This is a genomic window from Guptibacillus spartinae, assembly GCF_028610625.1.
GTDB classification, from domain to species: Bacteria; Bacillota; Bacilli; order Bacillales; family Guptibacillaceae; genus Guptibacillus; species Guptibacillus spartinae.
The window spans coordinates 1-20,336 of record NZ_JAQQWU010000009.1; the positions used below are offsets into that span (position 1 = coordinate 1).

At 43.1% G+C, this 20,336-nt stretch carries 22 protein-coding genes, 2 rRNA genes and 1 riboswitch; of the genes, 20 read left to right on the forward strand and 4 right to left on the reverse strand.

The annotated features are described in order from the left end of the window. A 23S ribosomal RNA gene (locus tag PQ511_RS15175) occupies positions 1-129 on the forward strand; the annotation flags it as partial. A 175-nt stretch (positions 130-304) separates the two neighbouring features. Beyond that, positions 305-421, forward strand: a 5S ribosomal RNA gene (gene rrf / locus PQ511_RS15180). Between the two features lie 507 nt (positions 422-928). Here rrf and PQ511_RS15185 read toward each other — a convergent pair. Continuing rightward, positions 929-1,264, reverse strand: coding sequence for a winged helix-turn-helix transcriptional regulator (locus PQ511_RS15185; RefSeq protein ID WP_273852752.1), 336 nt, complete (start codon positions 1,262-1,264; stop codon positions 929-931). A 158-nt stretch (positions 1,265-1,422) separates the two neighbouring features. Here PQ511_RS15185 and PQ511_RS15190 point away from each other — a divergent pair, with 158 nt between their 5' ends. Together PQ511_RS15190 and PQ511_RS15195 are read left to right on the forward strand one after the other, a co-directional pair. Further along, complete coding sequence (locus PQ511_RS15190; protein WP_273852753.1) at positions 1,423-2,268, forward strand: VOC family protein; 846 nt, start codon at positions 1,423-1,425, stop codon at positions 2,266-2,268. 20 nt (positions 2,269-2,288) lie between these two features. After that, positions 2,289-2,942 (forward strand): nitroreductase family protein, encoded by a 654-nt coding sequence (locus PQ511_RS15195; protein ID WP_273852754.1) that lies wholly within the window; start codon positions 2,289-2,291, stop codon positions 2,940-2,942. A 109-nt stretch (positions 2,943-3,051) separates the two neighbouring features. Here PQ511_RS15195 and PQ511_RS15200 read toward each other — a convergent pair whose 3' ends face one another. After that, positions 3,052-3,495: an Hsp20/alpha crystallin family protein gene (locus tag PQ511_RS15200; RefSeq protein WP_224599295.1), complete on the reverse strand. Its 444-nt coding sequence runs from the start codon at positions 3,493-3,495 to the stop codon at positions 3,052-3,054. A 210-nt stretch (positions 3,496-3,705) separates the two neighbouring features. On the opposite strand from PQ511_RS15200, the gene PQ511_RS15205 reads away from it, so the two are divergent. The 14 genes from PQ511_RS15205 to purD all read left to right on the forward strand — a co-directional run bounded on the left by PQ511_RS15205 (position 3,706) and on the right by purD (position 17,399). After that, positions 3,706-4,233: a DUF2179 domain-containing protein gene (locus PQ511_RS15205; protein WP_159780937.1), complete on the forward strand. Its 528-nt coding sequence runs from the start codon at positions 3,706-3,708 to the stop codon at positions 4,231-4,233. Between the two features lie 3 nt (positions 4,234-4,236). Next, positions 4,237-4,431 carry an NETI motif-containing protein gene (locus PQ511_RS15210; protein WP_273852755.1) on the forward strand — a complete coding sequence of 65 codons (195 nt, stop codon included), beginning with the start codon at positions 4,237-4,239 and terminating at the stop codon, positions 4,429-4,431. 79 nt (positions 4,432-4,510) lie between these two features. After that, a riboswitch (purine riboswitch) is annotated at positions 4,511-4,612 on the forward strand. Between the two features lie 142 nt (positions 4,613-4,754). Next, positions 4,755-5,240, forward strand: a complete 486-nt coding sequence (gene purE / locus PQ511_RS15215; RefSeq protein ID WP_273852756.1) for a 5-(carboxyamino)imidazole ribonucleotide mutase — start codon at positions 4,755-4,757, stop codon at positions 5,238-5,240. After that, positions 5,237-6,349 (forward strand): 5-(carboxyamino)imidazole ribonucleotide synthase, encoded by a 1,113-nt coding sequence (gene purK, locus PQ511_RS15220; protein ID WP_273852757.1) that lies wholly within the window; start codon positions 5,237-5,239, stop codon positions 6,347-6,349. Before purE ends, purK begins: the two co-directional genes overlap by 4 nt. A 25-nt stretch (positions 6,350-6,374) precedes the next feature. After that, positions 6,375-7,667 carry an adenylosuccinate lyase gene (purB, locus tag PQ511_RS15225; protein WP_273852758.1) on the forward strand — a complete coding sequence of 431 codons (1,293 nt, stop codon included), beginning with the start codon at positions 6,375-6,377 and terminating at the stop codon, positions 7,665-7,667. 22 nt (positions 7,668-7,689) lie between these two features. Further along, positions 7,690-8,415: a phosphoribosylaminoimidazolesuccinocarboxamide synthase gene (gene purC, locus PQ511_RS15230; RefSeq protein WP_273852759.1), complete on the forward strand. Its 726-nt coding sequence runs from the start codon at positions 7,690-7,692 to the stop codon at positions 8,413-8,415. After that, on the forward strand, positions 8,403-8,654 hold the full coding sequence (purS, locus tag PQ511_RS15235) for a phosphoribosylformylglycinamidine synthase subunit PurS (protein ID WP_273852760.1): 252 nt from the start codon (positions 8,403-8,405) through the stop codon (positions 8,652-8,654). The genes purC and purS overlap by 13 nt, the downstream gene beginning before the upstream one ends. Next, positions 8,651-9,334, forward strand: a complete 684-nt coding sequence (purQ, locus tag PQ511_RS15240) for a phosphoribosylformylglycinamidine synthase subunit PurQ (RefSeq protein ID WP_273852761.1) — start codon at positions 8,651-8,653, stop codon at positions 9,332-9,334. Before purS ends, purQ begins: the two co-directional genes overlap by 4 nt. Continuing rightward, positions 9,318-11,543: a phosphoribosylformylglycinamidine synthase subunit PurL gene (gene purL, locus PQ511_RS15245; RefSeq protein WP_273852762.1), complete on the forward strand. Its 2,226-nt coding sequence runs from the start codon at positions 9,318-9,320 to the stop codon at positions 11,541-11,543. Before purQ ends, purL begins: the two co-directional genes overlap by 17 nt. Further along, positions 11,519-12,931: an amidophosphoribosyltransferase gene (gene purF / locus PQ511_RS15250; protein ID WP_273852763.1), complete on the forward strand. Its 1,413-nt coding sequence runs from the start codon at positions 11,519-11,521 to the stop codon at positions 12,929-12,931. The genes purL and purF overlap by 25 nt, the downstream gene beginning before the upstream one ends. Positions 12,932-12,946: 15 nt before the next feature. After that, positions 12,947-13,987 carry a phosphoribosylformylglycinamidine cyclo-ligase gene (purM, locus tag PQ511_RS15255; protein WP_273852764.1) on the forward strand — a complete coding sequence of 347 codons (1,041 nt, stop codon included), beginning with the start codon at positions 12,947-12,949 and terminating at the stop codon, positions 13,985-13,987. After that, positions 13,984-14,556, forward strand: coding sequence for a phosphoribosylglycinamide formyltransferase (gene purN / locus PQ511_RS15260; RefSeq protein ID WP_273852766.1), 573 nt, complete (start codon positions 13,984-13,986; stop codon positions 14,554-14,556). The genes purM and purN overlap by 4 nt, the downstream gene beginning before the upstream one ends. Positions 14,557-14,576: 20 nt before the next feature. Then, positions 14,577-16,115 (forward strand): bifunctional phosphoribosylaminoimidazolecarboxamide formyltransferase/IMP cyclohydrolase, encoded by a 1,539-nt coding sequence (gene purH / locus PQ511_RS15265; RefSeq protein ID WP_273852767.1) that lies wholly within the window; start codon positions 14,577-14,579, stop codon positions 16,113-16,115. Positions 16,116-16,130: 15 nt separating this feature from the next. Next, positions 16,131-17,399: a phosphoribosylamine--glycine ligase gene (purD, locus tag PQ511_RS15270; RefSeq protein WP_273852768.1), complete on the forward strand. Its 1,269-nt coding sequence runs from the start codon at positions 16,131-16,133 to the stop codon at positions 17,397-17,399. Here the strand turns inward: purD and PQ511_RS23680 are convergent. Together PQ511_RS23680 and PQ511_RS15275 are read right to left on the reverse strand one after the other, a co-directional pair. Then, positions 17,377-17,478: an EYxxD motif small membrane protein gene (locus PQ511_RS23680; RefSeq protein ID WP_337957775.1), complete on the reverse strand. Its 102-nt coding sequence runs from the start codon at positions 17,476-17,478 to the stop codon at positions 17,377-17,379. The genes purD and PQ511_RS23680 overlap by 23 nt on opposite strands. A 67-nt stretch (positions 17,479-17,545) precedes the next feature. Continuing rightward, a complete protein-coding gene (locus tag PQ511_RS15275) occupies positions 17,546-17,791 on the reverse strand; it encodes a YgaP family membrane protein (protein ID WP_224599261.1) in 246 nt (81 codons plus the stop codon). Positions 17,792-17,884: 93 nt separating this feature from the next. Here PQ511_RS15275 and PQ511_RS15280 point away from each other — a divergent pair, with 93 nt between their 5' ends. Then, positions 17,885-19,624, forward strand: a complete 1,740-nt coding sequence (locus PQ511_RS15280) for an adenine deaminase C-terminal domain-containing protein (protein ID WP_273852769.1) — start codon at positions 17,885-17,887, stop codon at positions 19,622-19,624. 162 nt (positions 19,625-19,786) lie between these two features. Further along, a complete protein-coding gene (locus PQ511_RS15285; RefSeq protein ID WP_136948324.1) occupies positions 19,787-20,083 on the forward strand; it encodes a YerC/YecD family TrpR-related protein in 297 nt (98 codons plus the stop codon). Positions 20,084-20,336: the final 253 nt, after the last annotated feature.

A 20,336-nucleotide genomic window follows, 5' to 3' on the forward strand; every position in this document is an offset into this window, starting at 1 on the left:
CTCGAGATGAGATTTCCCACAGCATTAAGCTGGTAAGATCCCTTAGAGATGATGAGGTAGATAGGTTCGGGGTGGAAGCGTGGCAACACGTGGAGCTGACGAATACTAATCGATCGAGGGCTTAACCTAAAACGAAAAGCGAAGTAAGCCGTTTAAATCCGACAAGCGTTGGAAGCTTTTGAATCAGACGCGCTTTTTGCGTCAGAATCAAAAGGTGAAACGATCGAGGATTTGGCTTACGTAGCTGGACACATTATTGGAAAGTTGTGCGTGCTATCTAGTTTTCAGGGAACACCCTGATAAGTCTAGTGACGATGGCGAAGAGGTCACACCCGTTCCCATGCCGAACACGGAAGTTAAGCTCTTCAGCGCCGATGGTAGTTGGGGGATCTCCCCCTGCAAGAGTAGGACGTCGCTGGGCAACTGATGAAAGGCGAGAGACCAAATGGTTTCTCGCTTTTTTTGTATTCAAAAAGGGTTGTTGAAAGCTCGTAAGAGTAAAAAGCTGCAGGAAAGACAATCAAAACTTCCTAGAAAGCTTCGCCGCTTATCGCGCCCCGTATGAGAACACGGAAGTTAAGCTCTAGCGCCGATGGTAGTTGGGGGATCTCCCCCTGCAAGAGTAGGACGTCGCTGGGCAACTGAAGAAAAGCGAGAGACCTGAGTGTTTCTCGCTTTTTTGTATGGTTTTATGAAAAAGGTTTTACTAACTGAAAGCCCTCATCTATCATGATCGCGGAATTAGTCTCAAATTCGCTGAAATACCATACAAAAACGCGGAATAAAATTGAATTTCACGAATGACATATCACTTCCGGCTACATCTCCCCCACAAACCCGTTGTTTAAAATCCCACTTCTTAAAAAAAGCCGTTTTTCTCCATAAAAAAGCCGATTCCTCAAAGAGCAATCGGCTTTTTTATGCTAGGTTATTTACCACTATTACCACTATCCTGAAGTTCTATCCAATGCTCTGCCCAGTTTTCGATCTCTTGCAAAACTGGAGCAAGTGCGAGACCTTTATCGCTTAAAGAATATTCTATTCGAACAGGTGTCTCAGGATACACATTTCGGATAACAATCCCATGTTTCTCAAGGTCTTTTAACCTCTCCGAGAGGACTCGACCACTGATGGATATGGATGTTTCCACGGTACAAAATCGCTGAGGTCCCTCCAAAAGTTGATGAATAATGAGGCCAGTCCATCGCTGACTCAAAAGGGACATCGCCTTTTCAAATCTCGGACATAGAGAAGATTTATTCATACTCATTCACTCCCAAATTTATTATAACTCAGTATAAAACCAATTTAAAAGATTATGGATTAGAAGCTAGTAATTTGACGTAGGTTATTTATAATTATATAGTTACTTACATAAAGTAAGTATATAGGTTTAACCAGAAACTCTAAAGGAGATCGATCATGAAATTTCATTCTGAAACTGTTCCCCACACCAGTGAACTTCACTTGTTTGTGAGTGATTTAAATCGTTCAACCCATTTTTATAAAGAAATGATCGGATTTAAAATACTTATGAAATCGAACGATACGGTTGTATTTACAACAAATGGTAAGACGCCGCTTCTCACAATTGAAGAATCAAGCAGAATAAGATCTTACCCTTCAACTGGACTGTATCACTTTGCTCTTCTTGTTCCTGAACGAAAGCACCTTGCGAATGTACTAACCCATTTATTAAGTACAGGGTATCCGCTTCAAGGAGCTTCTGATCATGATGTCAGTGAAGCAATTTATCTAGGAGATCCCGATGGAAATGGGATTGAAATCTATGCAGATCGTCCTGCAAACGAGTGGAACTGGGAAGAAGATCAAGTAGTGATGACAACTAAGGCATTAAACGTTGAAGAGTTAATGAAGAAAGCGTCAGGAGGTATGAAAGAATTACCTGAAAATACCGTTCTTGGCCACGTTCATCTTCAAGTTTCAGATCTAAAAGAAGCTAAAGACTTCTATCAAAAAGGGTTAGGTCTTCAAATTGTAAGTCAGATCGGTCATGATGCTATATTCGCATCATATGGAGGCTACCATCATCACATTGGGTTAAATACCTGGCAAAGTGCTGGAGCTTTGCCTCCCGCAGAAAAAAGCACTGGTCTTAAGTGGTTTTCAATTGTTTTCAAAAATAATTTAGAAAGAAATAAACGGGTAGAACAAGTGAAAAAGTTCAGCAACGTATGGGAGAAGGACGAAGATTTCTATACAAACGATCCTTCAGGGAATATGATTCGTCTTAGTTTGAAAAAATAGAAAAAAAGGTGGTTAGTCACATGGGTATAATGGAAAAGATTTTTGGTTCAGCAAAGAATGAGGCGAATGGAGAGAACAAGAATTTCTTTGAGGCAGTAAAAGGAAGAAGATCGATTTATGGCATTGGAAAAGAACGCGTCATTTCCGATGAAAAACTTCAAGAGGTGATTGAGTTTGCAGTGAAACACACGCCTTCAGCATTCAATTCTCAAAGCGCAAGGGTCCTTGTTCTTTTAGATGAAAACCACACAAAACTTTGGAATAAAATTACAAAGGAGACGCTTCGATCTATTGTTCCTGCAGACCAGTTTGAGGCTACTGAAGGACGCATGGATGGATTTGCAGGTGGCTATGGGACCGTTCTTTTTTTCGAAGATCAAGATGTGATTAAAGGTCTTCAAGAGAAGCTTCCCACTTTTGCTGACAACTTCCCGAAATGGTCACAGCATTCTTCAGGTATGCTTCAGTTAGTCATCTGGACAGCTATAGAAAACGAAGGATTGGGAGCTTCTCTTCAGCATTACAACCCATTAATTGACGATCAAGTAAAAGAAGAATGGAATGTACCATCTAGTTGGGAGCTTATTGCGCAAATGCCTTTTGGAAACCCTACAGCTGCCCCAGGGGATAAAGAATTTCAACCAGTTAAAGAACGAGTGATTTTTCATAAGTAATCTCTTAAAAGGTGCTAACCTATTGAGTTGGAAAGTACATGACAGATGGAAAATTTAGCTTTCTATAGAGAGGAAAAACCAGAGGCGGTCATAGTTGCCTCTGGTTTTCTTAGGATTCATCTAATTCGACATCGGTGATCTTCAATCGTTTCTTATCTTCTTTTGATTCAATAAGTCGATGAAGGTGAATTAATAAAATGCCTCTTTTATAACTTGCATCGATCGGTTGATCACGAACGGGGAATGGTAGTTCAACAATGCGTTCAAATGGACCATGCTTATACTCTTCCTGAACGTTTCGATAGCCTTTCAGGTTCATAGATGTCTGACCTTTTACTTTAAGTGTACGATAGTGAATATACACATCAACATCATCGATTTTTTTAATCCCAGGAAGATACACTGTACAAATGAGTTCGTTGCCTGCTTCGTAAAGGTTTACTAGAGGGCCATTTGAGACGAACATATCTTGAAAATCTGTCCAGAAATCATCCCCCATAAATTTATTCATTTTGTTTTTCCAATCATACATCTGACTCCAATAGTCTCCCATTGGGTTTCCTCCTCCGGGCTTTTTCCCAGTATATGCACCTAACGGATGATTGTTAAATGAGCGATGGCTAACTTGGTTAGACAAGAAACATGGAGGAATTAGTCGAAACTTTTTAGCTAAATTCGATAAATATCGCATGCGGTTTTCTGTTTCCTCGTGTTATGCTAGGGAAAGTTCGAGTTTGAACGATAAAGGAAAAGGAGGATGGACATGCTAGATAGTGGTCTTGGCATGGTTGCGACCATTTTTGTGATTAATATCGTTTATGTATCGTTTCTTACGATGCGTACGATTCTTACACTGAAAGGTCAGCGATACCTTGCAGCAATTACTGGCACAATTGAAATTGCAATATATGTAATAGGACTTGGTCTCGTCCTCGATAATTTAGGTCAGATTCAAAACGTTATTGCTTATGCTCTTGGCTTTGGCGTAGGAATTATCGTTGGGATGAAGATCGAAGAATATCTTGCCCTCGGCTATATTACAGTGAATGCTATTACAACAAAGCTTGAAGATGATATTCCAAATAAATTAAGAGATATCGGTTACGGTGTTACGCACTATCTTGCACATGGTAGACAGGGAGAACGTCTCGTGATGCAGGTGCTAACGTCGCGGAAATCGGAAAGAAAGCTTTATAAAGCGATTGAAGACCTTGATCCGAAAGCTTTCGTTATCTCTTATGAACCCCGTACCTTCCAGGGTGGATTCTGGGTTAGAAAAATTCGGAGGTAATGTATGGAAAAGAAAGCGAAGAAAAAGAAGTTTGAGGTTCATGAAAATGAATCACTTTCTGACTGCTTAAAAAGAATGGATGAAGAAGGTTATTTGCCTGTTAGAAGACGCGAGGAGCCTATCTTTAAAGAGACCAAAGGTTCTAAAGAACCGGAGCTATGCGGTCGGAAAATTGTTTTTGATGGAAAGTTAAAGTAAAAACCGAACATTATAGTATATATAAAACACATCGTTCGATTTTTCGTTGACAGTTGAACGTCGCTCTTGTTACTATGTAAGAGGAGCAAAAAGGATACCTCATATAATCTTGGGAATAAGGCCCATAAGTTTCTACCTGACGACCTTAAATCGTCGGACTATGAGGGGGAAAGTCGTGATTTGCGTACGCGTAGATCAGGACGGATGTGTTTTCGCCCGAGGTAGAAGCTTCTTCTAAGTAAATAGAAGAATTCTATCTCGGGCTTTTCTGTTATTTTCACACTATTTCGATTAATTCGCACCTTCATTTAAGGAGGAATAGCATGGATGCAAAAGTTGGGGTCATTATGGGAAGCACTTCTGATTGGGATACGATGAAGCATACCTGTGACATACTAGAAGAACTTCAAGTACCATTTGAGAAAAAAGTAGTTTCAGCTCATAGAACACCGGAATTGATGTTTGAATATGCAGAATCAGCTAGAGGGCGTGGGTTGAATGTCATTATTGCAGGCGCTGGTGGAGCTGCCCATTTACCAGGGATGGTCGCAGCAAAAACGACTCTTCCCGTCATCGGTGTACCTGTTCAATCGCGCGCTTTAAATGGATTAGATTCACTTCTTTCGATTGTACAAATGCCAGGCGGTGTGCCTGTAGCAACTGTTGCGATTGGAAAAGCGGGAGCAAAAAATGCTGGATTATTAGCTGCGCAGATATTAAGTACGAATGATACAGCGGTCGAACAAAAGCTTAGTACCTACAGAGCGCAAATGAAAGACACTGTACTTGAAAGTAGTGATCGTTTATGAGGAAAACCATTTTACCTGGAAGTACAATTGGTATTTTAGGTGGCGGACAGCTAGGGCGAATGATGGCATTGAAAGCAAGAGAGATGGGCTATCGAATTGCCGTACTTGAACCGAAAAAAGATTCTCCCTGTGGTCAAGTGGCGGATCACGAAGTAGTTAGTGGCTATGATGATCTGGATGGCGCTCGAAAGCTAGCTGATTTAAGCGATGTAATTACTTATGAATTTGAAAACATTACGCATGATACGGCAAAGTGGTTGGAAGACAATGCGTATATGCCACAGGGTGGAGAGCTGCTTCGCGTCACGCAAGATCGCTTGGTTGAGAAAACAGCCATTCAAGATTCTGGCCTTCAAGTCGCTCCTTTTGAACCAGTCGACTCGCATCAAGAACTTATGGTGGCACTCGAGAAGATCGGTCTTCCTTCCGTCCTCAAAACACGTACAGGTGGTTATGATGGGAAAGGGCAGTGGGTGCTTAAGACGGAAAAAGATGTTGAAGCTCTTACATTCCCAGGTGTACCTTGTATTCTTGAAAGTTGGGTTCCGTTTCAAAAAGAGCTATCCGTGATTGTGACACGTAGTGTGACGGGGGAAACAACGACATTCCCTGTCGGTGAGAACGTTCATGTGAATAACATTCTTCATCAAACAATTGTTCCAGCTCAAGTGGACGAAACGGTCAAAACCAAAGCAGATGAGGTCGGAAAGAAGATTGCAAATAAGCTAAATCTTGTTGGGACACTTGCAGTTGAGCTATTTCTTAAAGATAATGAGATTTATGTAAATGAGCTAGCGCCACGTCCGCATAATTCTGGCCATTATACGATGGAGGCTTGCGAGACATCACAATTTGAGCAGCATATTCGAGCGATATGTGGATTGCCGCTCGGAAGCACAGAGCTTCTAAAGCCTGTTGTGATGGGTAACTTGCTCGGACAGCATATCACTCCGCTAATGGACAGTATTTCAGAGCTTGGAGAGGCAAAGCTCCATTTATATGGAAAAGACGAAGCAAAGCCTAATCGGAAAATGGGACATATCAACTTTCTTGCGCCTTCAACGGAAGAAGCGCTGAAGCGAATGAACTCATGGAAGTTATGGCAGTAAAGACAAGAGACCAGGAGGACTTACAATGATTGAACGTTATACTCGCCCTGAAATGGGAGCGATTTGGACAGAGGAAAACCGCTACAATGCGTGGCTAGAGGTAGAAATTTTAGCATGTGAAGCTTGGGCTGAACTTGGCATCATTCCGAAAGAAGATGTTCAAAAAATCCGTGAAAACGCTGGTTTCAACGTTGATCGCATTCATGAGATTGAAGAAGAAACGCGCCATGATGTGGTGGCTTTCACAAGAGCGGTATCTGAAACGCTTGGAGAAGAACGGAAATGGGTGCACTACGGCCTAACATCCACAGATGTCGTTGATACTGCACTTTCTTATCAGCTGAATCAAGCGAACGACATTTTGATTAAAGACATCGAGAAATTCATTGACGTTCTAAAAGCAAAAGCACAGGAACATAAGTATACCGTCATGATGGGAAGAACCCATGGTGTGCATGCAGAACCAACGACATTCGGTCTCAAGATGGCGCTATGGTATGAGGAAATGAAGCGTAACCTGGAGCGATTTAAAACAGCGGCGGATAATGTTCGTTTCGGAAAACTATCAGGAGCAGTTGGAACATATGCCAACATCGATCCATTTATCGAGCAGTATGTTTGTGAAAAGCTTGGCTTACAACCAGCGCCGATTTCAACACAAACACTTCAGCGTGATCGTCATGCACATTACATGTCGGCTCTAGCACTTGTGGCAACATCGATTGAAAAGTTTGCTGTTGAGATTCGTGGTCTTCAAAAGAGTGAAACGCGTGAAGTAGAGGAGTTTTTCGCAAAAGGACAAAAAGGGTCATCCGCAATGCCGCATAAGCGTAACCCGATTGGTTCTGAAAACATGACTGGCATGGCGCGTGTCATTCGTGGCTATATGACGACAGCTTACGAGAACGTTCCTCTCTGGCATGAGCGTGATATCTCTCATTCTTCAGCAGAGCGCGTCATTCTTCCGGATGCAACAATTGCACTTAACTATATGCTGAATCGTTTTGCAGGAATTGTTTCGAAACTAACGGTCTTCCCTGAGAACATGAAGCGCAACATGACAAGAACATATGGCTTGATTTATAGCCAGCGCGTTCTTTTGTCTCTTATTGATAAAGGCATGGCACGTGAAGCAGCTTATGATCTTGTTCAACCAAAAGCAATGGATGCTTGGGAACGAGGCATTCAATTTAGAGAGCTTGTTGAAGCAGACCCTAAGATTACAGATCAGCTAAGTGAAGCAGAAATTGAAGATTGCTTTGACTACAATTACCACATAAAGCCGGTGGATATGATTTTTGAACGTCTCGGACTTTAATTAAGCATCGGAGGGGATCACCATGGAAAAGCAAGCATTGTTGTACGAAGGAAAAGCGAAAAGAATTTACGCAACGAATGAAGCAGAGGTTGTCTGGGTCGAGTATAAAGACTCAGCAACCGCTTATAACGGAGAGAAGAAAGCAACAATTACAGGCAAAGGTCGCCTGAACAATGAAATTACAAGTCTGCTCTTTGATTATTTAAAGAGTGCTGGCATTGAAAGTCATTTTATTGAAAAGCTTTCTTCTACTGAACAGCTTGTGAAACGCGTCTCGATCATTCCACTCGAAGTGGTTGTTCGAAACATCGCAGCTGGGAGCTTTTCCAAACGCACGGGTGTGGAAGAAGGAAAGTTACTAAAACAGCCGATCGTTGAGTTTTATTACAAGAATGATGACCTTGGTGATCCTCTTCTTACGCTTGATCATGTGTTAGAACTTGAACTTGCAACAGAAGAAACCGTTCAAGAATTGAAAGAACACGCATTAAAGATCAATACATTATTACGCGAATACTTCCTTGAGCGTGACGTAAAGCTCATTGATTTCAAATTGGAATTCGGTGTAACGCCGGAAGGCACGATTCTGTTGGCGGATGAAATTTCTCCAGACACTTGCCGATTATGGGATAGGAAAACGAATGAGAAGTTAGATAAAGACGTGTTTCGAAGAGATATTGGAAATTTAACAGAAGCGTACGAACAAATTTTAACTCGCCTGGGGGGCTCCGAATCATGTACAAAGTAAAAGTCTATGTAACGTTAAAAGAAAGTGTTCTAGATCCGCAAGGAAGTGCTGTGAAAAATTCACTACACAGCCTTTCGTATCAGGAAGTGGAAGACGTACGGATCGGGAAATACATGGAACTCACAGTGAAAGATACGGAGAATCTGGATCAGCGAATTAAAGAAATTTGCGAGAAGCTTCTTGCGAATACGGTTATTGAAGACTACACCTATGAAATCGAGGAGGGAGTCGCACAGTGAAATTTGCGGTGATTGTGTTCCCGGGTTCTAACTGCGATGTGGATATGTATCACGCCATCAAAGATGAGCTTGGAGAAGAAGCGGTTTATGTCCGGTACGATGAGCAAAATCTAGCAAACTATGATGCGATTCTTCTACCAGGCGGTTTCTCTTACGGAGATTACCTTCGAAGTGGTGCCATTGCTCGCTTTGCGCCGATTATGGCTGAGGTCGTGAAGGCAGCTGAAGCAGGGAAACCGATTCTAGGTGTTTGTAATGGATTCCAAATTCTCTTGGAAGCAGGTCTATTACCAGGAGCGATGAAGCGAAATAAAAACCTGAAGTTTATGTGTCGTCCAGTGACACTACGCGTTCAAAACAATGAAACGATGTTTACTTCAGCTTATGAGATAGATGAAGAAATCACGATTCCAATCGCACATGGAGAAGGAAACTACTATTGCGATGAGGCGACACTTGCGACATTGAAGCAGGAAAATCGTATTGCGTTTACCTATGCGGATAATCCGAACGGATCGGTTGAAGATATTGCTGGTATCGTAAACGAAAAGGGCAACGTCCTCGGGATGATGCCTCACCCTGAACGAGCGGTAGATAAGCTGTTAGGAAGTGCAGATGGACTAAATCTATTTAAATCGATACTACGCAACTGGAGGGAATCCCATGTCACACATGCATGAACCAACACCTGAGATGATTAAAGACCAGAAGCTCTACAGTCAGATGGGCCTAACAGATGAAGAGTTCGGCATGGTGGAAGAGATTCTCGGCCGTACACCGAATTACACGGAAACCGGGCTTTTTTCCGTAATGTGGTCAGAGCACTGTAGCTATAAAAATTCAAAACCAGTGTTAAAAAAATTCCCCATCACTGGTGAGCGCGTTCTTCAAGGCCCTGGGGAAGGGGCTGGAATCGTTGATATCGGCGACGAGCAGGCAGTCGTATTCAAGATAGAAAGCCATAATCATCCATCTGCGATTGAGCCGTATCAAGGTGCGGCAACAGGGGTTGGTGGCATTATCCGTGACGTTTTCTCGATGGGAGCTCGTCCGATTGCTCTTCTTAACTCCCTTCGTTTCGGAGAGTTGAGCAATCCGAAAGTGAAGTATCTTTTTGAAGAAGTTGTGGCTGGTATTGCGGGCTACGGAAACTGTATTGGAATCCCAACGGTAGGTGGAGAAGTACAGTTCGATTCTTCTTACGATGGTAATCCTCTTGTGAACGCGATGTGTGTTGGCTTAATTGATCATAAAGACATTCAAAAAGGGATTGCATCCGGAGCTGGTAATACAGTGATGTATGTTGGTGCAAGCACTGGACGTGACGGCATCCACGGCGCAACCTTCGCATCTGAAGAATTGACAGATGCTTCTGACGAAAAGCGCCCTGCTGTTCAAGTAGGTGATCCGTTCATGGAAAAGCTTCTGCTTGAAGCATGTCTTGAACTTGTGCATTGTGATGCGCTTGTTGGCATTCAGGATATGGGGGCAGCGGGTCTAACATCTTCTGCTTCAGAAATGGCGAGTAAGGCAGGAATGGGACTTGAAATGAACCTTGATGAAGTGCCACAGCGCGAAAAAGGAATGACGCCATACGAAATGATGCTATCTGAATCTCAGGAGCGTATGCTCGTTGTGGTGAAAAAGGGACATGAAGCTGAGATCAAAACGATTACAGATCGCTGGGGTCTTTTAGCGAAAGAAGTTGGCGTTGTCACAGAAGATAAGCAGTTCCGACTTCTTCATAAAGGGGAAGTGGTTGCAGACGTACCGGTTGATGCACTGGCAGAGGAAGCGCCGGTTTACCATAAGCCTTCTCGTATTCCTGAGTATTATATTGAAAATCAACAGCTTCATAAGCCAATTCCCGAGGTGGAAGATGCGAAGGACATGCTTTATACGCTTCTAGGTCAGCCGACAATTTCAAGCAAGGAATGGGTTTTTGATCAGTATGACTATATGGTACGTACAAACACCGTTGTTGCCCCAGGATCAGATGCTGCTGTCGTTCGCGTGCGTGGAACCAACAAAGGGCTAGCGATGACGACGGATTGTAATTCACGTTATTTATACCTCGATCCTGAAGTTGGTGGTCAAATCGCAGTTGCAGAAGCGGCACGTAACATTGTCTGCTCAGGTGGAGAGCCGCTAGCGATTACAGATTGCTTGAATTTTGGTAACCCTGAGAAACCAGAAATTTTCTGGCAAATTGAAAAAGCAACAGATGGCATGAGTGAAGCGTGTCGCATGCTAAATGCCCCTGTTATTGGTGGGAACGTATCCCTTTATAATGAAACAAATGGTATTGCCGTCTATCCGACACCGGTTGTTGGTATGGTCGGTCTGGTTCATGATCTCAGTCATGTCACAACGCAGCATTTTAAAGAAGAAGGAAACTTGATTTATATGCTTGGAGAAACGGGAGAAGACTTCGGTGGAAGTGAGCTTCAAAAGTACCTGGATGGAAAGATTTCAGGTCAAGCTCCTACACTAAATCTTGAAGTTGAAAAAGAACGGCAAAATCAACTTCTAACAGCCATTCAAGATGGTCTTGTGGAATCTGCTCACGATCTCGCAGAAGGCGGTCTTAGCGTGGCACTTGCTGAATCGCTCATTGGCACAGAACTTGGCGCAAATGTAAGAATTGACGGTGATATCACCACAGATCTTTTCAGTGAAACTCAATCTCGTTTCCTCGTAAGCATTAAGGGGGAACACCAGCAGGCATTTGAGCAGCAAACAGGAGCAACGCTAATTGGTGAGGTAACCGGTACGGGCGTGCTGACGATCATGCATGAAGATGAAACACATATCTTCGATGCTCCAGTTCAAGAGCTTGAAGCAGCCTGGAAAGGAGCTATTCCATGTTTGGTGAAATCAAAGGTTTAAATGAAGAGTGTGGCGTATTTGGTATCTGGGGCCACCCCGATGCCGCGTCACTAACATATTACGGACTTCATAGTTTGCAGCATCGCGGACAAGAAGGCGCGGGTATTGTTACGACTGACGGTGATCGTCTCTATAACCATAAAGGTCTTGGACTTGTGAATGATGTTTTTGGCCCAGGTGACCTTGATAAGCTTGAAGGAAATGGTGCGATCGGTCATGTGAGGTATTCCACTGCTGGGGGCGGAGGATATGAGAATGTTCAGCCTCTTGTGTTCCGCTCACAAAATGGTGGCCTTGCTCTTGCGCATAATGGAAACTTAGTAAATGCCAATGCGCTTAAGCACCAGCTTGAAGGTCAAGGGAGCATTTTTCAAACAACGTCTGATACGGAAGTGCTGGCCCACCTTATAAAACGAAGCGGCTACTTAAGTCAGCGTGAAAAAGTAAAAAATGCCCTCACAATGGTGAAAGGTGCTTATGCTTTCATTATGATGACGGAGAAAGAAATGATGGTTGCGCTTGATCCTCACGGATTGAGACCCCTTTCCTTAGGCGTTCTTGAAGGTGCCTATGTCGTGGCATCGGAAACGTGTGCATTTGATTTAATTGGAGCGGAATATATACGAGATGTGCAACCGGGGGAGCTTTTAATTATTAGCGAGAATGGATTAGAATCTGAGCGCTTTTCTTCTTCCATCTCACGTGCCATTTGTTCGATGGAGTATATCTACTTCTCAAGACCAGATAGTAACATCGAGAACATTAATGTGCATACGGCTCGTAAACAGCTTGGTAAACAGCTTGCAAAAGAAGCACCAATTGAAGCGGATATTGTAACGGGCGTTCCAGATTCAAGTATTTCAGCTGCTATTGGGTACGCAGAAGAATCAGGTATTCCATATGAAATGGGCTTAATCAAGAACCGCTATGTGGGTAGAACGTTCATTCAACCATCTCAGGAGCTACGTGAGCGTGGTGTGAAGATGAAGCTTTCCCCAGTTCGAGGCGTGGTCGAGGGGAAGCGTGTCGTCATTGTCGACGACTCAATTGTAAGAGGTACAACAAGTAGACGAATCGTTACGATGCTTCGTGAAGCGGGAGCGAAAGAAGTTCACGTTCGCATTAGTGCGCCTCCGATTATCAGCCCTTGCTATTACGGAATTGATACATCGAACTCAGGTGAATTGATTGCCGCGAAGATGAGCGTTGATGAGATGTGTGAAGAGATTGGTGCAGATTCGCTAACTTTCCTTACAACAGATGGCATGACAACAGCAATTGGCAGAGAGGATAAAGATTCATCGTGTGGTCAGTGTCTTGGTTGTTTTACAGGCAATTACCCGACGGAAATTTATCCTGATACCGTTCATCCTTACGAAAAAGTTTAACCGAAGGAGGCCATTATGGCACAAGCATATAGGCAGGCAGGCGTTAACATAGAAGCAGGTTATGAAGCAGTGGATCGTATTAAGCCTCACGTAAAGAATACAATGCGCAAAGGTGTCATGGGCGGACTTGGTGGTTTTGGTGGCATGTTCGATCTGTCTGAACTAAACTACGAGAAACCAGTTCTCGTATCAGGAACGGACGGTGTTGGCACAAAGCTCATGCTTGCGATTCAACTCGATCAGCATAATACGATTGGCATTGATTGCGTGGCCATGTGCGTAAATGATGTTGTTGCACAGGGGGCAGAGCCTCTCTATTTTCTTGATTACATTGCAACAGGAAAGCTTGCTCCAGAGCGAATCGAGGAAATTGTGAAAGGTGTGGCAGAAGGCTGTTCACAGGCAGGCTGTGCCTTAATTGGTGGAGAAACAGCAGAAATGCCTGATATGTATCAAGAGAACGACTATGACCTTGCTGGATTTACGGTGGGAGCTGTTGAAAAATCGAAGCTGATTACGACAGAGAATGTGAAAGAAGGAAATGTCCTCATCGGTCTTGCTTCAAATGGCATTCACAGTAACGGTTTTTCCCTTGTACGTAAAGTGTTGCTGAAAGATCATAAGATGGATCTTTCAGCCTCTTATGAGGAGCTTGATTCAACGCTTGGAGAAGCGTTACTTGCTCCAACGCGTATTTATGTTAAACCGGTTTTAAATGTGCTTAAATCTTACACTGTGAATGGCATAGCTCATATTACAGGCGGTGGTTTTGAAGAGAATATTCCGCGGATGCTTCCTGAAGGACTGGCAGGCCAAATTGATTATGGCTCATGGCCAATTCCTCCAATCTTTGATTTGATTGAAAAGAAAGGAAGCCTGGCACGCAAAGAAATGTTTACCACATTTAACATGGGGATCGGTATGGTCCTTTCAGTGCCTGAAGATGAGGCGGTGACTGTCATTAGATCACTTGAGCAGGATGGCGAACGTGCTTATATGATTGGTCGCGTAATCAAAGGCGAAGGAATTGAATTTGGAGGCGGTGACTTGTCGTGAAGAAGCTAGCCGTATTCGCATCTGGGAGCGGCTCGAACTTCGAAGCGATTGCCGCTGCGATTGAAAAGGGCCAGCTCGAAGCAGAAATCGCGCTTGTTGTCTGCGATCGCCCAGGAGCAAAAGTTGAAAAAAGGGCAGAACGCTTTGGCATTCCTGTCCTTTCCTTTTATCCTAAATCGTATGAATCCAAAGCTGATTTTGAAAACTTCATTCTTCAACAGTTGAACGAAGCGGATGTTGAGTGGATTGTTCTCGCTGGCTATATGAGGTTAATTGGTCCAACGCTCCTTCAAGGTTTTGAAGGAAGGATCGTTAATATCCATCCCTCTCTACTGCCTTCTTTCCCTGGAAAAGACGCGATCGGGCAAGCATTTGAAGCGGGGGTTAAAATCACAGGGGTTACCGTTCATTTCGTGGACGAGGGAATGGATACAGGTAAAATTATTGATCAAGACAGCGTTCGAATTGATGAGGAAGATACAAAGGAAGACCTGGCAAACAAAATCCAGGCTGTCGAACACCTTTTGTATCCTGCTGTCATTCGTTCCCTTCTTCAGGAAAAAAACTAGAGTTAGTAGGAGGAATTCACATGACGATTAAACGCGCACTCATTAGCGTTTCGGATAAAACAGATATTACTGCATTTGCAAAAGGACTTGCGGAAAAAGGGGTAGAGGTGATCTCTACAGGGGGAACGAAGCGTGCCCTTGAAGAAGCGGGTGTGGATGTAATGGGGATTTCAGACGTTACTGGTTTCCCGGAAATTCTTGATGGCCGAGTAAAAACGCTTCATCCAAACGTACATAGTGGTCTTCTTGCTATGCGTGACAATGAAGCTCATCAGGAACAGTTGAACGAGCTCAATATTAAACCGATTGATCTTGTTGTTGTGAATTTGTACCCTTTCCAGGAAACCATCGCAAAACCAGACGTAACGTATGAAGAAGCCATTGAAAATATTGATATTGGTGGACCGACAATGCTTCGTTCTGCTGCTAAAAACCATCGCGATGTAACGGTTGTGGTTGATCCTTCTGACTATCACCGCGTCTTACGTCAAGTCGAAGAAAATGGAGAGACTACAGGAATTCTTCGTCGTGAACTTGCAGCAAAAGTATTCCGTCATACAGCTTCCTATGATGCTGTAATCTCTGAATACCTCACAGCTCAATCAGGAGAAGAAGAGCCTGAATCATTAACGGTAACTTTTGAGCGTAAACAAACGCTTCGCTATGGAGAAAACCCACATCAAAAAGCTGTTTTTTATAAGAAACCTCTCTATAAAGGGGCTTCTCTAGCTTCAGCTGAGCAGTTAAATGGGAAGGAGCTTTCTTACAACAACATTAATGATGCGAACGCAGCCCTTAATATTGTGAAAGAATTTAGCCAGCCAGCAGTTGTAGCTGTGAAACATATGAACCCTTGTGGCGTTGGTACGGGGGAAACAATTGTTGATGCCTATCAGAAAGCTTACGAAGCAGATTCCACATCTATTTTTGGTGGTATTGTTGCAATCAATCGGGAAGTGGATGAAGCCACGGCGCTTAAACTAAAAGAGATTTTCCTTGAAATTATTATGGCGCCTTCTTTTACGGAAGAAGCGTTAGCTGTTTTAACAAAGAAAAAGAACCTTCGTTTATTGAAGCTTGATGTCGCGGCTTCGCCTGCTGTAGAGCATCAGCTTACTTCCGTTAATGGCGGTCTATTACTTCAAGAGCGTGACCGTTATGGATTTGATGAAGCGGATATTTCCGTTCCAACTGATCGTGAACCAACGGAAGAAGAGTGGGAAGCATTAAAGCTGGCATGGAAAGTGGTGAAGCACGTCAAGTCAAACGCGATTGTTCTCACAAAGAATGATCAAACAATCGGAATTGGTGCTGGTCAGATGAATCGCGTTGGGGCGGCGAATATTGCGATTGAGCAAGCGGGTGAGAAAAGCAAAGGATCAGTGATGGGCTCGGACGCTTTCTTCCCGATGGATGATACAGTGGAAGCGGCAGGGCGCGCTGGCGTGACAGCAATTATTCAACCTGGTGGGTCGATTCGCGATGAGGATTCGATTAAAAAAGCGAATGAATACGGCATTACCATGGTCTTTACTGGCATTCGTCATTTCAAACATTAAGAGGAGGTTTTTCGAGTGAAGGTATTGGTAATTGGTCGCGGTGGCCGCGAGCATGTAATGGCATGGAAAGCGGCAGAAAGTAGCCTTGTCGATCAAGTCTACGTCGCTCCGGGTAACGCAGGAATGGCGGACGTTAGTCATCTTGTGGCGATTGAAGAAAGTGATCATGAGGGACTCGTTGCCTTCGCAAAAAAGGAAAACATCGATTTAACACTTGTTGGCCCTGAACAACCTCTTCTTGATGGGATTGTGAATCGTTTTGAGGAGGAAGGACTCCGCGTCTTTGGACCAAGACAGGAAGCAGCCTTGATTGAAGGAAGTAAAACATTTGCTAAAGAATTAATGGTTGCGAACAACATTCCTACCGCATTTTCTAAGTCCTTTACTGACTATAACGAAGCGAAAGCCTATGTTGAAGAAGTCGGGGCTCCGATCGTTCTCAAAGCAGATGGTCTTGCTGCAGGTAAAGGTGTAGTCGTGGCAATGTCACTAGGGGAAGCTCTCGACAGTCTTCATGATATGATGGAGAACAATCAATTTGGTGCGGCTAGTAAACGAGTGGTTGTCGAGGAATTTCTTGAAGGAGAGGAATTTTCGTTGATGGCTCTTGTTGAAGGAGAGCGAGTATATCCGCTCGTGATTTCACAGGATCATAAACGTGCTTTCAATGGTGATCAAGGACCGAACACTGGTGGGATGGGAGCCTATTCTCCTGTACCACAAATCTCTCAAGAAATTGTTGATCATGCAGTAGAGACAATACTGAAGCCAGCGGCTAAAGGAATGAAGGCGGAAGAACGCTCATTCACTGGCATTCTTTATGCGGGACTTATGTTAACAGCGGATGGTCCGAAAGTAATTGAATTTAATGCGCGTTTTGGAGACCCAGAAACGCAAGTTGTTTTACCAAGAATGACGTCGGATTTCGTTCAGGCGATTCTTGATCTTCTGGATAATCAAGAACCTAAGCTTGAGTGGAGTGAACAAGCCGTTATCGGTGTTGTTGTCGCTTCTGGTGGCTATCCAGGTAGCTATGAAAAAGGAAAGCATATTACAGGACTGGAGGAAGTTGGTTCGGATGCACTAGTTTTCCACGCTGGAACGAAAAAAAGTGGCGATCATGTTGTTACTGACGGTGGTCGTGTTCTTCTGGTAGCTTCGTCAGGTGATGATTTAAAAGCGGCAAGTGAGGCTGTTTACAACGAGCTTGAGAAAGTTCATGTAACAGATGGCTTTTATCGAACGGACATTGGGCATCGTGCTACTTCACACGTTTCTTCCTGATATAGGCAAACGCAATGGCAACAATACTTCCGATAATCATGGTGTAAATTAACCACGTATCAGTTATATACTCGAGCATATAGAAACCTCCTTTTGATAAGGTAGAGAAAACTTCCCTGAACCCAGGGAAGTTTTTTTATAAAATTTTAAGAAGGGTTGATCACTCTTTCAAGCGCCGTTTCATCTGGATCGCGTGTTTCATCCTGTGTCATAAGATCAACAACAGGACAATAGCGTGTATGACCTTCAGCTACCTTCATGGCGCCGATAGCAGCGATTACCCAGGCTGATGTTGATTCTTCTTTAGATAACTTTGCCGTTGAGTAAGCAAGTAGAGTGAAACCGGCAGTAAGGCGAATAAAGGCATTCATCATGCTAATATTTGGCTTCATTTGAAAATCTCCTTTCTTCATTCACAAATCAAAAGTAGCAACGTTTCAAAATTATGTTAAAATAAAGAAAACTTCTCGAAGCGGGTGATGGTCATGGCGAAACGAAAAAATTTATGGACGAAGCAGCAATTACGTCAGCACGTTCAAGTTGTGTCTGGAGAACTGCCTCCATCGATCGTTTTCTACAATGCAACGTATTTAAACCACGGAATAAAAAAATGGGTGACATCAAATATATGGGTGTATGAAGACCGTATTGTGTACGTAGGCGATGATCTTCCTGAAAAGCATCCTTCAACTGAATGGGTTGATTGCGAAGGACGATGCCTTGTGCCAGGTTACATTGAACCACATGCACATCCATTTCAACTATATAATCCCCTTACACTTGCGCGATATGCATCTCAGCGGGGAACAACAACCATGATGAATGATAACCTTCTTTTACTTCTAGGTTTGCCAAAAGAGAAAGCGCTTACATTAATCGAATCCCTAGATCAATTCCCTGTATCCATGTATTGGTGGGCACGTTATGATTCGCAAACCAAGCTGTTAGATGAAGAGATGATCACGAATAAAGTCGTTAAAGAATGGCTCGCACATCCCTTAGTTATCCAGGGAGGAGAGCTTACGGCATGGCCTGACGTACTCGGAGGCGATGACGAAATTTTAGAATGGATGCAAGAGACGAGAAGGCTGGGTAAGCCTGTAGAAGGTCATTTGCCTGGTGCTTCTCTGGCAACCTTAACGAAAATGGGTCTTCTAGGAGTTTCATGTGATCATGAAGCGATGACTGGTGAAGAGGCGCTGCGACGACTGGAGATGGGAATGATGACATCCTTACGTTATTCTTCAATAAGACCAGACTTACCTGTCATTCTCGAATCGTTACTTAAAAAAGGCATCACTTCCTTTGACCGTGTCATGATGAATACGGATGGGTCAACGCCTTCTTTCTTAGAAAATGGCACAACAGACAAATTAATTGAAATAGCACTTGAGAAAGGAGTGCCTTCAGAAGATGCGTATTCTATGGTGTCATATAATGTCGCAAATCATTACGGTATAAGCGATACGCATGGTATGATTGCACCGGGTAGAGTTGCTCATATTAACATTCTTGAATCAAAAGATAAGCCTCTTCCTGTTTCTGTACTTGCACGTGGAAAATGGCTAAAGCGTGAGGGGAAAGAAACGGATCAGGATTGGTCTTTTGAGTGGGAAAAACATGGACTTACTCCGTTAAACAATCAGTGGGAAATTCAATCTAATGATTTAACGTTCTCGGGTCCAGCAGGAATGGAAATGATCAATGCCGTGATTACAAAGCCATATAACTTATCTGTTGAAACGTCCGTAGACAAGCTTCCTGAAGAATCAGATGAAAGTTTTATCATGCTTCTCAGTCGCGAAGGGGAATGGCGAGTAAACACCATTATTAAAGGCTTCGCGAATCGCGTGCAAGGTTTTGCAAGTAGCTTTTCGAATACGGGTGATTTTATTCTAATTGGGAAAAATAAAGCAGATATGATGACAGCATTTAACCGAATAAATGAAATTGGTGGAGGGATTTCCCTTGTAGAAAATGGGGAAGTCATTTCTGAAATCCAATTACCTCTCATGGGGAAAATGTCTGATCTTCCACTTGAAGAACTCATTACCAAGGAAAAACGAATGATCCAAGAACTGGAGGATAGAGGCTATTTATACAAAGATCCAGTATATAGCCTGCTGTTTTTCTCTTCGACGCATTTACCTTTTATTCGATTGACGCAGCAAGGAATTTATGATGTAAAGAGGAAAATGGTACTTTTTCCTTCGATAATGCGTTAAACTATAACCAAGTAAATCCTTAACGAAGTAAAGTGCATGAATTTGCTAGCTTGAATTGTTAAAATGGATGTAAAGTGGAATACTGGCGCATCTTGATGAGTGGAGAATAAAGAACACAGAACATAGACCGATACAGAATGAAGTAAGGAGAGTGGATTGATCATGCAAATTGATAAACTTAGAGGTAAAACACTAGACCAATTGTTTGAGGCGATTCTTTCATTGAAAGATCTAGAAGAATGTTATTTATTCTTTGATGATTTAGCCACAGTGAATGAAATACAATCTCTTGCTCAGCGATTGGAAGTAGCAAGAATGCTTCGTGAAGGATTTACGTATCACAAAATTGAAACAGAAACAGGTGCAAGTACAGCGACGATTTCAAGAGTGAAGCGTAGTTTAAACTATGGAAACGATGGTTATCAAATGACGCTAGATCGTGTTCATAATAAGGAGTAAATGAAATGAGCCGGGTTACGGCTCATTTTTGTTTTGGGTGGAAAAGTAATGACTGCAATTTAGCAATTTCGCGGAATTATTTAAGTAATCGCGGAAAAAAGGTTCGATTTCGCGGAAAAAATCAGATTATCGCGGAATTAATAAGAATTTCGCGGAAATATGGGGATAGGTTAAACTGGGGCTTCTGCTTTTCATTGATCCAGCTACAGCGTCCAGCCTCTCGATCGCTTCACCCCATCAAATGAACACAAAG

Coding starts and splice junctions, on each gene's coding strand:
- purC (WP_273852759.1), top strand. CDS start 7,690: ATGGAAAAGCAAGCATTGTTGTACGAAGGAAAAGCGAAAAGAATTTAC.
- purB (WP_273852758.1), top strand. CDS start 6,375: ATGATTGAACGTTATACTCGCCCTGAAATGGGAGCGATTTGGACAGAG.
- PQ511_RS23680 (WP_337957775.1), bottom strand. CDS start 17,478: ATGCTCGAGTATATAACTGATACGTGGTTAATTTACACCATGATTATC.
- purL (WP_273852762.1), top strand. CDS start 9,318: ATGTCACACATGCATGAACCAACACCTGAGATGATTAAAGACCAGAAG.
- PQ511_RS15280 (WP_273852769.1), top strand. CDS start 17,885: ATGGCGAAACGAAAAAATTTATGGACGAAGCAGCAATTACGTCAGCAC.
- PQ511_RS15210 (WP_273852755.1), top strand. CDS start 4,237: ATGGAAAAGAAAGCGAAGAAAAAGAAGTTTGAGGTTCATGAAAATGAA.
- purS (WP_273852760.1), top strand. CDS start 8,403: ATGTACAAAGTAAAAGTCTATGTAACGTTAAAAGAAAGTGTTCTAGAT.
- purH (WP_273852767.1), top strand. CDS start 14,577: ATGACGATTAAACGCGCACTCATTAGCGTTTCGGATAAAACAGATATT.
- purE (WP_273852756.1), top strand. CDS start 4,755: ATGGATGCAAAAGTTGGGGTCATTATGGGAAGCACTTCTGATTGGGAT.
- PQ511_RS15200 (WP_224599295.1), bottom strand. CDS start 3,495: ATGGGAGACTATTGGAGTCAGATGTATGATTGGAAAAACAAAATGAAT.
- PQ511_RS15190 (WP_273852753.1), top strand. CDS start 1,423: ATGAAATTTCATTCTGAAACTGTTCCCCACACCAGTGAACTTCACTTG.
- PQ511_RS15285 (WP_136948324.1), top strand. CDS start 19,787: ATGCAAATTGATAAACTTAGAGGTAAAACACTAGACCAATTGTTTGAG.
- PQ511_RS15275 (WP_224599261.1), bottom strand. CDS start 17,791: ATGAAGCCAAATATTAGCATGATGAATGCCTTTATTCGCCTTACTGCC.
- purK (WP_273852757.1), top strand. CDS start 5,237: ATGAGGAAAACCATTTTACCTGGAAGTACAATTGGTATTTTAGGTGGC.
- purF (WP_273852763.1), top strand. CDS start 11,519: ATGTTTGGTGAAATCAAAGGTTTAAATGAAGAGTGTGGCGTATTTGGT.
- PQ511_RS15205 (WP_159780937.1), top strand. CDS start 3,706: ATGCTAGATAGTGGTCTTGGCATGGTTGCGACCATTTTTGTGATTAAT.
- PQ511_RS15195 (WP_273852754.1), top strand. CDS start 2,289: ATGGGTATAATGGAAAAGATTTTTGGTTCAGCAAAGAATGAGGCGAAT.
- PQ511_RS15185 (WP_273852752.1), bottom strand. CDS start 1,264: ATGAATAAATCTTCTCTATGTCCGAGATTTGAAAAGGCGATGTCCCTT.
- purM (WP_273852764.1), top strand. CDS start 12,947: ATGGCACAAGCATATAGGCAGGCAGGCGTTAACATAGAAGCAGGTTAT.